The 14,024-nt window shown below is 58.5% G+C and carries 12 protein-coding genes; 7 read left to right on the forward strand and 5 right to left on the reverse strand.

What is annotated here, in order from left to right; genetic code table 11:
* Nucleotides 1–53 precede the first annotated feature (53 nt).
* Entirely contained in the window at nucleotides 54–1,670 is a 1,617-nt protein-coding gene (locus MLD04_RS09985; protein ID WP_248157700.1) for an NADH-quinone oxidoreductase subunit L, read from the forward strand.
* Nucleotides 1,667–4,099: a YbcC family protein gene (locus tag MLD04_RS09990; protein WP_248157701.1), complete on the forward strand. Its 2,433-nt coding sequence runs from the start codon at nucleotides 1,667–1,669 to the stop codon at nucleotides 4,097–4,099. The genes MLD04_RS09985 and MLD04_RS09990 overlap by 4 nt, the downstream gene beginning before the upstream one ends.
* Here MLD04_RS09990 and MLD04_RS09995 read toward each other — a convergent pair.
* On the reverse strand, nucleotides 4,068–5,036 hold the full coding sequence (locus MLD04_RS09995) for a beta-ketoacyl-ACP synthase III (protein ID WP_248157703.1): 969 nt from the start codon (nucleotides 5,034–5,036) through the stop codon (nucleotides 4,068–4,070). The two genes, MLD04_RS09990 and MLD04_RS09995, sit on opposite strands and share 32 nt — an antisense overlap.
* A 187-nt stretch (nucleotides 5,037–5,223) precedes the next feature.
* Between MLD04_RS09995 and MLD04_RS10000 the strand changes: the two genes are divergently transcribed.
* The 5 genes from MLD04_RS10000 (at nucleotide 5,224) to MLD04_RS10020 (ending at nucleotide 8,189) form a co-directional block, all read left to right on the forward strand.
* On the forward strand, nucleotides 5,224–5,466 hold the full coding sequence (locus MLD04_RS10000) for an HP1242/YdcH family protein (RefSeq protein WP_248157705.1): 243 nt from the start codon (nucleotides 5,224–5,226) through the stop codon (nucleotides 5,464–5,466).
* Nucleotides 5,467–5,737: 271 nt separating this feature from the next.
* Nucleotides 5,738–6,247, forward strand: coding sequence for a hypothetical protein (locus MLD04_RS10005; RefSeq protein WP_248157707.1), 510 nt, complete (start codon nucleotides 5,738–5,740; stop codon nucleotides 6,245–6,247).
* 93 nt (nucleotides 6,248–6,340) lie between these two features.
* Complete coding sequence (locus MLD04_RS10010) at nucleotides 6,341–6,760, forward strand: ParD-like family protein (RefSeq protein WP_248157709.1); 420 nt, start codon at nucleotides 6,341–6,343, stop codon at nucleotides 6,758–6,760.
* Complete coding sequence (locus tag MLD04_RS10015) at nucleotides 6,757–7,335, forward strand: ATPase (protein ID WP_248157711.1); 579 nt, start codon at nucleotides 6,757–6,759, stop codon at nucleotides 7,333–7,335. The genes MLD04_RS10010 and MLD04_RS10015 overlap by 4 nt, the downstream gene beginning before the upstream one ends.
* Nucleotides 7,336–7,358: 23 nt before the next feature.
* Nucleotides 7,359–8,189: an acyl-CoA thioesterase gene (locus tag MLD04_RS10020; protein WP_248157719.1), complete on the forward strand. Its 831-nt coding sequence runs from the start codon at nucleotides 7,359–7,361 to the stop codon at nucleotides 8,187–8,189.
* Between the two features lie 8 nt (nucleotides 8,190–8,197).
* Here the strand turns inward: MLD04_RS10020 and MLD04_RS10025 are convergent, their stop codons facing one another.
* From MLD04_RS10025 to MLD04_RS10040, 4 genes are read right to left on the reverse strand one after another with little or no spacing between them, the layout of a single operon-like run.
* Complete coding sequence (locus MLD04_RS10025; protein ID WP_248157721.1) at nucleotides 8,198–10,042, reverse strand: protein kinase domain-containing protein; 1,845 nt, start codon at nucleotides 10,040–10,042, stop codon at nucleotides 8,198–8,200.
* 8 nt (nucleotides 10,043–10,050) lie between these two features.
* Entirely contained in the window at nucleotides 10,051–11,658 is a 1,608-nt protein-coding gene (locus MLD04_RS10030) for a dihydrolipoyllysine-residue acetyltransferase (protein ID WP_248157723.1), read from the reverse strand.
* A 26-nt stretch (nucleotides 11,659–11,684) separates the two neighbouring features.
* A complete protein-coding gene (locus tag MLD04_RS10035; RefSeq protein WP_248157725.1) occupies nucleotides 11,685–12,662 on the reverse strand; it encodes an alpha-ketoacid dehydrogenase subunit beta in 978 nt (325 codons plus the stop codon).
* Nucleotide 12,663: 1 nt separating this feature from the next.
* Nucleotides 12,664–13,848: a thiamine pyrophosphate-dependent dehydrogenase E1 component subunit alpha gene (locus MLD04_RS10040; RefSeq protein WP_248157727.1), complete on the reverse strand. Its 1,185-nt coding sequence runs from the start codon at nucleotides 13,846–13,848 to the stop codon at nucleotides 12,664–12,666.
* Nucleotides 13,849–14,024: the final 176 nt, after the last annotated feature.

Raw genomic sequence — 14,024 nt, forward strand, 5'->3', positions numbered from 1 at the left:
AAGAACGTGTCATTCCCGGCACAGTATCGTCGACGACAAACCGGGAGTGAATCATGGCTCAACCTATCAACTATCTGTCTCTAGCCACCCTCATCGTGTGGCTGGCAGCGCCCTTGAGTGTCTTTGTTCTGGCACTGCTTTGTCAGTGGTTTCGCAGCCCTCTTAAAGCGGAGCACTGCTGGCGCATCGCCGAAGGCGTGATCCTGTTCGCAATGGCCGGTGCAGCCCTGGTTGGGGGGATGCTGATTCTTGATGGCTGGCTGGCTGATACAGCCTTGCTTGAGACCGGACGTAACCTGGGTGTTTACCCGGCGGGCCTGGCCGTATGGATGTCCCTGATGGTGGCGTTCATTGGCTGGATCATTCTCCGCTATGCCCGGGATTACCTCAGGGGTGACCCGGCACGGGAGGTTTTCCTGCCCTGGTTTTTGACGACTCTGGCGTGTGTTCAGGTGCTGGTCATCACAGACCACCTGCTGATTCTGGCTGGCGCGTGGATTGGCGTGAGCCTGTCTCTGCATCAACTGCTCACGCTGTATCCGGATCGTCCTCAGGCGCGAATGGCCGCCGCTCAGAAATTTATCGCCAGTCGGCTCGGGGATGCCTGTGTTATTGCGGGTGTTCTGCTGATCGCGAATTACTACGGGAGCTTCCACCTTCAGGATCTTGATCCTGCGCTGGTGCAGAATCCGAACGGGGCCGGAGGCCTCCAGGCGGCATCTGTGCTTCTGGCGCTGGCCGCAGCCATCAAATGCGCCCAGGTACCATTCCATGGCTGGTTGCTGCGGGTGATGGAAGCACCCACACCGGTTTCGGCACTGCTCCATGCCGGTATCATCAATCTGGGTGGGTTCCTCTGGCTGCGACTCTTTCCGCTATTTGAGGGATTCACGTACGGCCACGCCGTTCTGCTGGTCGTTGGCGGCGGTACGGCGCTGGTCGCGGTTTTGACCATGATGACTCAGGTATCGGTGAAACACGCACTGGCGTGGTCCACCATCGCACAAATGGGCTTCATGCTGTTCGAAATTGCGCTTGGCGCCTACGCCCTGGCCGCACTCCACCTGCTGGCGCATTCGCTTTACAAGGCGCATTCCTTCCTGGCCTCAGGCCGTACGGTCAAGGTCGCCGCAAGAGTGTCCGAGCCTGGCCGTCTTCATATTCCGGTTTTCGCCCTGGCGATGACCTGTGGTGTGCTGGCTGGCGGGGCGCTGTGGCTCTGGCCAGGCCTGGTTGAAGGTAAATCCGTACTGGCGGGACTGCTCATACTGGCGGTGGTCAATCTCGTTCTGGGGATTCCGGCGGTTGCCAGTATGAAGAGTCGCCTGCTGATGGCCGGTCTTGCGCTTGCACTGCTCCCGCTCTACGCGGCGCTTCACATGATCGTCAGTCCGGCACTGTCGTCCGGTACGGAAATGGTACTGCCCGCTGCGGCGACCATCGGTGGTTGGCTCATTCTGGCCACGCTTACCGCACTGTCCATCCTGGTGGTGTACTTCGGCCACTCAGGGATCGGGCGCACGCTGCACGCTTCTTTCAGCCAGGGACTCTTCCTTGAACAACCGTTCGAACACCTGACCCGTAGGCTGGCCAGTCGGGCGCTGAATGCCCCGACCTCAGGCCGCCACCACCTGACCGGGTATCCGGTTACCGCAGGAGACCACTCATGAACGCCAAGGTGCCCATGACGCTATCGATGAACAGTATTTCGTTGATGTCCGAGGTCTGCGAAACCATCGCGCCCACCTGGCCCCTGGATCGCTGGATTGCGGTTAATCCCTGGTGGGGGTTGCGTCAGCTGAGCGCCGTGGATGCGGCCGAAACAGTGGCGCGCAACGCCGGTGTCGATGTTCTCATGCCGTTTCACTTCTATCGGACTGCCTGGGAAGGTGGGCGCATCCGCGAGGAGGATCTCAGGGCCGCGCTCTCCGAGCAGGACCACAGTGCGACGCTGGAGCGCCTGGTTGCATCTCTGGACCAGGATGACCCGATCAACTCCGAGGCCATCTCGGCGATGGAACACCTTCCCGAAACCAAAGGTCGATCGCCGGCCATCGAGTTGATCCAGGAGCAGATCGGTCGGGCTTGTGCGAGCTACTTTGATCAGAGGCAGGCCCGTTGGAACCGTCAAAGCAAAGATCACGGGCTATACGCCCATTGGCGGGACCTCGTTGCGCGTGACCCAATGATCTGGAGAAATACAGGAATTCCTCGGCCGAAGCAGCTGGGTGAGCGTCTGCCACAGTCCTGGGAAGAGAGTGCAGTGTGGGCAGCGGAAGGACTTGATCTGTCCGAGCCCGAATTCCGGGCACTGGCTCAAAGGCATCTTTATGGACTGATTGGCTGGGCCTCCTGGTGCCGAGGTGTGGACTGGCGCGAAATGCTTGAAGGCCGCGACTCATTCACCTGTTGTGAGCTTCTGACGATTTTCCTCGCATGGGAACGTTGGGCAACCGAAGCGCTCCCGGTGGAGGGAAAAGCCACATTGCAGAGAGCGCGCAAGCGCCATCGGGACCGGGAAACTGGTCCGGATACAGCCCGCTGGGTCTGGCAAAGGGCCTATGAGCTGGCCTGGAAAAGGAGCCTGGAACAGAAGCTCAAATCTGCCGCCAACCTGAACACCGGGAAACTGACACCCGCGGTCCAGGCGGTATTCTGCATCGACGTTCGATCCGAGGTGATCCGTCGTCATCTGGAAGCCGGTCGACCAGGCATTCAGACGCTGGGATTCGCGGGCTTTTTCGGAATTCCGGTGACGCATCAGAAGCCGGGCCCCGGCGATGAGGAGCCCAGGCTCCCGGGCCTGTTGGCACCCCGTTACCGGTTCAACGAGATGGTTGGCACGAATGAAGAGAATCTGCAGCTCAACCGTCGCCTGGATCAGCGTGAAATGAACCGGGAGACGGTCCGTCGCGCGAAATACAGCAGCCTGTCGACCTTCACGCTGGTGGAAACCACCGGGCTGGCCTGGGGCTGGAAACTGGTAAGGGACAGTCTGAATCGCAATGGATCCCGTTCGAAACCGGATCAGGGTGAGGCTCATGGGCGACTGCATCACGTCCACGGGGGTGACCCGGTCGGAGATCTGGAACGGATAGACCTGGCTGAAAATCTTCTCAGAGGCATGTCTCTGACAGACCATTTCGCCAGTCTGCTCCTGTTCGTCGGTCATGGCAGCCACACCGACAATAATCCCAACGAGGCCGGTCTCGCTTGCGGCGCCTGTGGGGGCAAAAACGGGGGAGTCAATGCCCGCATTGCCGCGGAACTGATCAACGATCGCGCCGTCAGAGCCGGGCTCGTCGCCCGGGGGATACAGATTCCGGATTTCTGCCACGCGGTGGCCGCGGAGCACTGTACGGTCACAGACCGGGTCCGGATACTCGACAGGCACACGGTGCCGGATTCGCATCTCATCCGGTTGCAGGAGCTGGAGGAAGCCCTCGCGGATGCCGGCCAGGCCGCCCGGAGGGAGCGGGCTTGTGCTCTTGGCCTGAATGGGCTCTCGGACGATGGCCTTTTGAAGGCGGTGGAGAAGCGTACGGTGAACTGGGCCGAGGTCCGTCCCGAATGGGGATTGGCGAACAATGCGGCGATCATCTTTGCAAAACGTTCCCGCAGTCGGGGCACGGACCTTGGCGGACGCTGCTTCCTGCACGATTACGATCCGGACAGGGATCCGGAAGGCAAGATCCTGGCGGGGTTGATGACCGCACCCATGGTTGTCGCCAACTGGATCAATCTGCAGTACTACGCGTCCGTCGTGTCACCGGAGGTGTACGGTGCCGGCAACAAGCTTCTGCATTCTGTGGTTGGCGGGAATATCGGTGTCATTGAGGGCAATGGCGCCGATTTGCGAATCGGTTTGCCGATCCAGTCGGTGCATGACGGACGCCATTGGCGTCACGAACCGATGCGCCTGACGGTAGTGATCGATGCGCCGGAGACGCGAATTCGCCAGATACTGAATGATCACGACGACGTCGCAGCTCTTGTCCGGAATCAGTGGCTCTGGCTGTACCGCCTCGGTGCCGATGGCGAACTGGTGGCCGTCGAGGAGCCGGGGATCAATACCGAAGCAGGGCAGAGCCCCATGTGAAACCGCCGCCGAAGGCCTCGAGAAGCACGGTCTCTCCTCGCTGGATTCTGCCGTCCCTGACGGCGGCATCCAGTGCGAGGGGGATGGAGGCGGCCGAGGTGTTACCGTGCTTGTTCACGGTAACCACCACCCGGTCCATGCCGAGCTTCAATTTTTTGGCGGTGGCAGAAATGATGCGCAGGTTGGCCTGATGCGGCACCAGCCAGTCAACGTCGGACTTTTTAAGATTGTTGGCGGCGAGGGTCTCGTCGACAATTTTACCGAGGGTGTTCACGGCTACCTTGAACACCTCGTTACCCTTCATCTCAACAAAGGCCTGACCGGCCTTGACCCTATCGAAACCGTCCGCGATGCCGCAGGGAACGTGCAAGAGGTCTTCGTACTGGCCGTCTGCATGAATGTGTGTGGACAGAATGCCGGTCTCTTCGTTGGCCTCGAGCACGACAGCGCCTGCGCCATCGCCGAACAGGACGCAGGTCCCCCGGTCTTCCCAGTTGACGATCCGGGAAAACACTTCCGCGCCAATCACCAGAGCCCGCTTGCTGCTGCCGGTCTTGATGAACTTGTCGGCGACGGAGAGGGCATAGACGAAACCGCTACACACGGCCTGGATGTCGAAGGCCGGACAGCCATGAATGTCCAGGCGGGCCTGCAGGATGCAGGCGGAACTCGGGAAGATCTTGTCAGGGGTGGAGGTTGCAAACACGATCAGGTCGATATCGTCGGGCTTGAGTCCTGCCGCTTCTATTGCTCGCCGCGACGCCTGCTCGGCGAGATCCACGGTGGTTTCGCCATCCGCTGCAATGTGTCTCTGCTCGATACCGGTGCGTTCCTGAATCCATTCATCCGTGGTATCGACCATCGACTCCATGTCCTTATTGGTCAGGACTTTTTCCGGAAGATAGGAGCCAGTGCCGATGATACGGGCGTAGGTCATGCGTTGGATTCCTCAGATGAACGGTATTTCTGTCGGGCTACAGCGAGCCAATACCAACATCCTATAAGCTTTGGCCCGATGGGGGCATTAGCGATTTGTCAAAGACCGCCCTGAACTTGACCATCTCTACTATGATGAAGGTGGAGCAGAACGCTCCTTAATGACCAAGATACGGAGGCTAATAACGATGGGTATTACCAGCCATGAACTCCACAAGGAATTTCCGCAGTTCAGGGACAGGATTGAAGAACTGAAGGCCAGCGACACCGGGTTCAGCGAAAAGCTGACTCGCTATACCGAGTTGGACCAGGAAATAGAAGGGCTGGAAAAGAGGGAAGGACCCATTGGCGATGACAAGATGCATCGACTGAAGCAATGGAGAGCTCAGTTGAAGGACGAACTCTACGCCAGGCTGGCGAACGGTCAGTAGGGCATTCCGGTTGTGGCGCCCGTACCACCGCGGGCGTCACCTTGAAGTGGTTTCTCCGCAATCTCATTTCCCCTTGGCGCATCCGCGCATCGATTTTCCTACAGGGCTCACGTTCCGTGGTTGCCATTCGTGATCTAATGGCGCGCAAAAATAATACGTATATGACGCGAATGACTCAGGGAGATCGGCCATGAAGGGCTTAAAGAACCTAACTTTTTTTATAAGGTTTTCACTGTTAGTATCTGTATTATCAGCTTTTATCTCGGGCTGCATGCCTGGAACCATTGAAACCGCTGTCGGGACCGGGTTTGTTTACGAGCAGAAGCAGAATTACGCCCATCAGCACGACGTTGAAAAGGCGGTAGACGCGTATATCAAGGATCACGCGGATTCGCCCTGTGAGAATGGGGAAGACCGGGTCATCGATTCAGCGGTCGAAATCATCAAGAAATACCGACTCACCGGCTTTGATGAGGTCCTTGGCCGGCTCGAAACCATCTATAAGGATCAGAGCCAACCCGATGCCGTCAGGGCCGCAGCGCTGTATAACATGGCTATCCTGCATTCACGGCGGGATGAGGGGGCAGACCGGGTGATTGCGCGGGAATATTTCAAACGCCTTTACGTAGAATTCCCCAATCATTACCGATGCATTTTCGAGGATTCCGCCTGGCGGGATCGTATGATCGAAAAGCAGCTTTTGCTCCCGGGTGAGACGGTTGAATCCTTCCTGGAAGAGGCCCGTAAGGAAGTGGAGGCGCGCCAATCGAAAGAGCGATAGCGTTGCTGTTTCCTGCACGGTCGATTGACATGAAAGCGGCGTAGCGATCTGCTACAATCGTATTGTGTATTGGATAAGAGAGGTACGCTGACCATGGCCAAAGCACAATCTCCGCTTCGCCTGGAAGCCGGCCTGGTTGAAAAGGCCACCCTGACTGGCCGACAGATGCATCGGTCAACCGCCGAACAGATCGAGTACTGGGCCGAGATCGGGCAGCGTGTGTCGCGCGTTCTCAGCCCCGAGATGCTTACCCGTATCTGTTCCGGGCTGGCCAGGATTCAGATTGAAGCCATCAAAGGGGAGCCGGTTAATCCGGACGCGGTATTTGCGGCACTGGAGCAACGTCGGCAGAGCGGGGAGCTTGCGCGCCAGGTAACCGGTTCCCGGGTACGTTACCAGGCGTCTGCCTCGTCTCCAGGTTTGCTTGAGGAAATCGACGGGCTGGGCAACGTTCGCATCGGACAATTCCTGGATGGTCGGTTTGTGCCTGAAGAAACCGAGGCAACTCTTTGACCAAAAAGCAGTTATGGGTTGTCGTCGGCGGTAATGGTGCCGGCAAGAGCACGTTTTACCGCCTTTTCCTTGAGCCTTTGGGCATGCCGTTCGTCAACGCCGATGTGATCGCTCGGGAGATGTTTCCCGACGATCCGGAGGCCCACAGTTATGAGGCCGCCAGGCACGCCGATGCGATCCGCGAAGATATTATTGCCCAGGGCGGTAGCTTCTGTTTCGAGACGGTTTTTTCCCACGTGTCCAAAGTGGACTTCCTGGCAAAGGCCAGGGCCCTTGGCTATCAGATCATTCTGGTGGTGGTGCACGTATCGTCCGTCTCGCTCAACCGGGCTCGTATAGGCCAGAGGGTTGAAGAGGGCGGCCATTCGGTACCGGACGACAAGGTGGCAACCCGGATTCCCCGAACCCTGGATAATGTCCGAAAAGCGTTGCCGCTGTGTGATCAGGTTCGCTTCCTCGACAATTCCAGTGCACAAGCCCCCTTTATGCCCCTCGCTACGCTGGTAGAAGGCGAAACAACGTTCCTTATCGATTCGCCTCCGGAGTGGCTTTTGGATATTCTCGATCCGGACTGAATCAACCCCCTCAGGAGCCTCAAATGACGCAGTATTGTGCACTCCATCCCCTGGATCAGGCGACGACCCTTGAGTCTCTTGACGCTGATCGATATCGGGGCCGGTTCCCGCCGTCCTACTTCAATATGGTCGGTCCCTTCGGCGGTGTTATCGCCTCAACCCTGCTGAATGCTGTGCTGTCCCATCCGAAACGCCATGGTGATCCGGTCAGTATGACCATCAACTTTGCCGGACCGGTTGATGACACCGACTACGAGATCCTCGCCCGGCCCGCCCGCACCAATCGATCCACCCAACACTGGACGGTTGAACTGATCCAGCATGGCCAGCCCGCTATAACCGGCACGGTGTTTCTCGCCATCCGCCGGGACTCCTGGGAGGGCGCGGATATCCGGATGCCTGAGGTGCCGGAAGCTGCAAAGGTGGATGTGCTGGATACCACCGGTTACCGGCCCTGGATGAACAATTACGAATTCCGGGTGGTTGACGGACACTTCCATCCCGATGGGTCCGCACCGCCTCAGCGAGATTCCCATTCCACTCTCTGGATGCGGGACGAACCTCCCCGGCCGCTCGACTATCTCTCGCTGATGGCCCTGAGCGACTGTTTTTTCCCGCGCATATTCATACGGCAACAACAGCGGGCCCTGGTCGGCACGGTTTCCATGACCACCTACTTCCATGGTGACGCAGAATCTCTCCGACGGCAGGGCAGTCGATCACTGTTGGGTGTGGCCCGGGCACAGCGTTACTTCAAAGGGTATTTTGACCAGGTTGGCGAGCTCTGGGGTGACGATGGGGAACTCCTGGCAAGTACCCATCAGATCGTGTACTTCAAGTCTGAAGGCTTCTGAGTGCCTGCTCAGAAAGCAAGGCTTCCCGCTCTCGGGTTCTTTGGGTAGTACCGCTCCGGCAAACGCTCGATGTGTGGAAAAAACCGGGTGTCTTTGTAAGGCATCTTCATGTAACCGGACACGCCGAGCCCGCTGATCTGTTCCACCGACGCGAGAATCTCGTTGAGCAGGCGGTGGAATTCGTCTTCCTTGTCCGGATCCAGCAGCCGGTAATGGCTGTGGATTTTGAGGTGCCGGGGCAGGGCCTCGAAGATGATCATGCCGGTGTGATGAATGGTGTTCAGTGCTTCAAGCGAGTTGATGATGGACTGGGGCAATACCAGAAACTCTTCGGGGTCCGGCCCATCCTCAAAATAGGAATGCACACGCGTTTCGTCTTCCACTTCCGGGACCGCACTGACTTCGTAATGCAGCCTCATGTCGGGGGTGACCCGAAACGGCTGGTCGGGTTCGTCACGCTCGATGTGCAGGGTATTCCGTGCGTTGAACAGACAACTCTTGAAGATCCCTTTACGGTAGATCGCCTGGGCCAAAAACACCATGTTGTTGACCGCTTGGACGAACGCCGGCTTCAGGGCCGGATCGTGCAGGTTCAGGGAGGTATCGATGTAGATACCGTCGGTCTCCCAGCGGACCGCAAGACCACCCTCAACCGGGTATCGCCCCAGCCGGCTGACCGCTGCCAGGAATGCCTTTTCGGTTTCCCCCATGCCCTGCATGAAGTTCTTGTAGTAGCGATCCAGCTGCACGTCATTGACGTCATTGAGGGTTTCCGGGGCGCCTTCCTCGCGCAGAAACGATTTGCGGGAACTGTAGACCACCGTATCGATTTCCTGGTCGGTGTCCCGCACCCACACCGGCACCATGGGTGTGGTCGGCTTTTCCGGTAAATCAATCATGACGGTGCGTGCCATCCTGGGCATTTCACGCAGGTAATAGTCACCGGCTCTGAGACGGGTTTCCGGATCCGGTGACAGCATGCCATCGAGCATCCGCGCGAACTCCATCGGCAGGCCAAGCGAGGTAGCCGGAATGGCCTGGTGCCCGAAGCGGCATGATTGGGCCGAGGCGAGGGCGTACAGTGTCCCGGCAGCGCCCTGTTCGTCGAAGCGGGGTGATGACAGACCACCATTGAGCTGTTCGTCGCCGATAAAATAGACATCACCGAGCCTGGCATTGGTCTGCTGGAGGTTGTCCGACATCAGTTCCATCACGTTCGCCGTGATGAACTGCTGGTTGGCGTCCAGCTGGGCAAACACCGACGATCCCCAGTCGATCAGCGCAATGTTTTCGGTGCGGGCATCAAACACCAGGTTGGAAGGCTTGATGTCGCCATGCACGATGGGGCGGCCAACCGGACCGTTTTCGTCCCGGAGGTTGCGTAAAATATCCGCCAACTGGTCGGCAATCCGGATGATGAGGCGGGGTTTCAATCGACCTTCCTGCAGGGACACTTCTTCCAGATTCAGGCCGGCTGCGCGCTCCATCACCAGAATGGGCTGATTGTGTACCCGCTGGTAGGAGATCAGCCTGGGAACCCGGGGGTGCCGCACACGCTCGAGAATAAATGCCTCATCTTCAAGACGATCCTGAAGATGCTGGGGCAGGTTGATGCGGGTAAATTTGAAAACATGTTCCGGTCCATGGTCGCGATGGCCGGGCAGGCGGCCAGCGAACACAAAGCCGTAGGCCCCTTTACCAATCAACTCGATGTCCTGGTAGCCAAGCTGCCGGAGCTGGGTGGCGCAGAGGGCCACCCAGTCCTTGAGTTTTTTGGCATCGTCGTGGCTGAGCAGGTAAATCGACTGCTCTTCAGGTATGTAAAACTGCTGAAGATGATTTTCCTGCGCCATAACCGCCATTAACCCATCTGCAGCAGCATTGACTGCGGCGATTCAAGGTAGGCCTTCCAGCGATTGCAGAAGCGCGCGATGGTTCCGCCATCGATGATCCGATGATCGCCCGCCCAGCTGACCGGGAGGATCGCCCGTTCAACCACCTGGCCATTGGCATCGAACCGCGGCAGTTTCTGGGTTCGTCCCAGCGCCACGATGGCCACCTCAGGGGCGTTAATGATAGGCGAGGCATAAGTCCCGCCCAGAGCGCCGATATTGGAGATGGTAATGGTGCCGCCCTTGAGGTCTTCCTGGCTGACGCGGCCGGATCGGGCCGCTTCGGTCAGGCGGGAGACTTCGTTGGCAATGCCGAGCAGGGTCAGTTTCTCAACGCCTTTGACGTTAGGAACCATAAGTCCGGCTTCGCCGTCGACGGCCATCCCGATGTTGCACTGAGGCAGGTAGTGAATCTCGGTAACGTCGTCGTTCAGACGGCTGTTCAGGACGGGATACTCCTGAATGGCCAGGGCCATCGCCTTCATGAAAAAGGGCATAAGGGTGAGCCGCGAACCACTGGCCTCCGCGTCTTTCTTGAGTTGCTCACGCAGAGCCAGCAGCTCGGTGACGTCGATATCCTCGCTGTAGATGAAGTGAGGAATCGTGGTGGCCGATGTGACCATCCGGCGTGCCATCGCTGCTTTCATGCCGCGGATCGGCTCTACACGGACCTCCGGCTCTGCCGGCGACTGAGCTTGAACACTGGATGCGGGAGCCTCCGTCGATTCGGGTCCTCGCGAGGCTGCCGACGGCTGTTCCAGGTGAGCGAGCACGTCGGCTTTCAGCACTCGACCGTCTTTGCCGGAGCCAGCGATATCACCGAGATTGAGGTCATGCTCCCGAACCAGCCGGCGGACCGCCGGACTGGCAGGCACCCGTTGACCACGCTGCGGTGCAACCGTCTGGGCAGCTGCCGGCGCGGTCTCTCGTGCTGGAGTCTGATCAGCTTCGGCCTTCGCGTCCGCGTGCTCCTCCCGGTCTCTCGGAATGAACGCAAACAGGGGTTCATGCACCCGGGCCATGGCCTGTTGCTGATGATAAAGCTTGGTGACGCGGCCCGCTTTGGGCGCGGTGATTTCGACCATCGCCTTGTCGGTCATGACGTCGACGACCGGCTGGTCCTCCTCAATCTCGTCGCCTTCGGCGACGCGCCATTCCACAACCTCACACTCGACGATCCCTTCTCCGATGTCCGGAAGGATGAAGTCTTCGGTGGACTGTCCGTCGGTTGCCGGAGTTGTGGTGGGCGGCGTGTCATTTGCCGGCGCCTGCTCGGAAGAAGATTCCGCGGGCGCAGGCGTTTCCTTCTCCTGCTGCGCCGGGGCCGCACTGTCGTCCTGACCTTCCTCGATGAGCTCGAACAAGGGGGAATGAACTTTCGCGATATCGCCTTCCTTGTAGAAAAGACGCGTCACCCGGCCTTTATAGGGTGCTGGAATCTCAACCAGCGCCTTGTCGGTCATGACCTCGGCCACCGGCTGATCCTCTTCAATCACATCGCCTTCACTGACCAGCCATTTGACCAGTTCACATTCCACGATACCTTCGCCGATATCGGGCAGAATAAAATTACTCACGATTGCTCTCCTGTCCTGATACCAGTCTAGAATTCGACGCTCGACCTGATGGCCTCGTAGACCTTCAGGTGATTGGGCAGGTGCTCTTTTTCGAGCACCAGCGGGAAGGGCGTGTCCATCCCGGTAACACGAGCAATCGGAGACTCCAGATACAGGAAACACCGCTCCTGTATGGTCGCGGCGATCTCGCCCGCAAAACCGCCAGTCAGTGGCGCTTCGTGGGTGATGACCAGACGCCCTGTCTTGAAGACCGAATTGGCGACGGTTTCAAAGTCCCAGGGCAGGATCGTTCTCAGATCAATCACCTCGCAGGAAATGCCGTCCTTTTCGGCCATCTCGACGGCCTGGTCGATGACTTCCATCTGTGCGCCCCAGCCCAGAACAGTAATGTCCGTGCCTTCCTTGGTGATCTCCGCTTCCCCCAGGGGCAAGCGGTAATCTTCATCCGGCACTTCACCGACGGAGGCACGGTAGAGCCGCTTGGGTTCGAAGAACAGGGTCGGGTTGGGATCATCGATGGCACCCAACAACAGACCTTTTGCCTGATGGGGATTGCGTGGCACCACAATCTTCAGCCCGGGTGTATGGGCGAAGTAGGCTTCCGGCGACTGGGAATGGTAAAGGCCACCGGCAATGCCGCCGCCATACGGCGCCCGAATGGTCAGGCCGCCCACGTTGAACAGGTTGCCGGATCGGTAGCGGAATTTAGCGGATTCGTTAACGATCTGGTCGAAGGCCGGGAAAATGTAGTCGGCAAACTGAATTTCGGCGACCGGAACCGAGCCCTGCGCGGCAAGACCGTTGGCAAAGCCGATGATGCCCTGTTCCACAAGGGGCGTGTTGAAGCAGCGCGCCTTGCCGTACTTCTGCTGCAGATTGCTGGTGGCACGGAAAACCCCACCGAAAACGCCAACGTCCTCACCGAAACAAAGTACCCGATCATCTGCTGCCATGGCGGTATCCAGGGCGCTGTTAATCGCTTGAAGCATGTTCATTTGCGTCATCTCAGGCCCCTCCCTTGGCGTGTTCGGCACTCTTCGGATAGGCCTCCGGATACTTCCGGATATGCGCCTTCAGTTTCTGGAACTGCTCTGCAAGGGCAGGCGGTACCTCGTCGTAGACGTCGGTCACCAGGGTCTCCAAGGGGGGTGGTGGCCGCTTCTGCGCCCGCTTCATGGTCTCGAGCACTTCGCGCCGCATGGATTCCTGAAGCTTTTTCTCGTCGTCCTCGCTCCACCACTTCTTGCTTTCGAGCCACAGGCGCATCCTGAGGATCGGATCTTTCTGGCGCCAGGCCGCTTCCTCATCCTTGCTCCGGTAGCCAGAGGGATCGTCCGAAGAAGAATGTGCGGCAAGGCGATAGGTCATGGCTTCGATCAGGACGGGCCGGTTGTGCTCCACGGCAAGTTGTCGCGCGGCCCTGGTCGCTTCATGAACGGCCAGGATGTCGTTGCCATCCACGCGGATAACATCCATCTTGTAGCCGTAAGCACGCGGTGCCACGCCGTCGGCGGCAAACTGTTCAGTCGCCGGGGTGGAAATGGCATAGCCGTTGTTGCGGCACAAGAAGATGACCGGCACCCGCTGCACGGCAGCCATATTCAGAGCGGCGTGGAAATCGCCTTCAGAGGCGGCACCTTCGCCGAAATAGGTAATGGTGCAGTGGCCGTCGCCTGCCAGTTTCTGGCCATAGGCATAACCGGTGGCCTGGGGAATCTGGGTAGCCAACGGCGACGAAATGGTCATGTAGTTCAGCTTGCTGGACCCGTAATGGACGGGCATCTGGCGCCCCTTGCCGTAGTCCAGTTCGTTTCCGAACAGCTGGTTCATGAATTCGTCGATGGTAAAACCACGGTAGGCGAGGGCGCCTTGTTCGCGGTACTGGGCCATGATCATGTCGTTGTCATCCAGTGCGGCGGCGCTGCCGATCACGGCGGCTTCTTCGCCGGTACACTGCATGTAAAAGCTCAGACGTCCCTGGCGCTGGGCGGCGAGCATGCGCTCATCCAGAATGCGCGTCGTGACCATGGTCCGATAGATACGAAGGGCCTTTTCCTTGTCGAGGTCAGGCGCCTTGGCACTCTTGTAGAGAGAGCCGTCTTCTTTCAGAAGCTTGAAGGTGGGAATACGGAACTCCGCACCATCGGTAAACTTTGGGGCATGTACAACTTTGGACTTTGTTGTTGTCATAATCCTCTTCCTGGGGTAATGGCCTGAGGAACAAAACACGCCTTTTGGGCATGTCGTTAATGTCATTGTAGACAAACTGATGGTATCTGGTGTGATAACCATCAGAAGGCTTTACCTTAACGTAAACTGCTGCGATGGGGTAGACCCCCATTTTGGATTTTCATCGTTCCGGATTC

It is taken from the genome of Marinobacter koreensis (genome assembly GCF_023156285.1).
Classification (GTDB): Bacteria; Pseudomonadota; Gammaproteobacteria; order Pseudomonadales; family Oleiphilaceae; genus Marinobacter; species Marinobacter koreensis.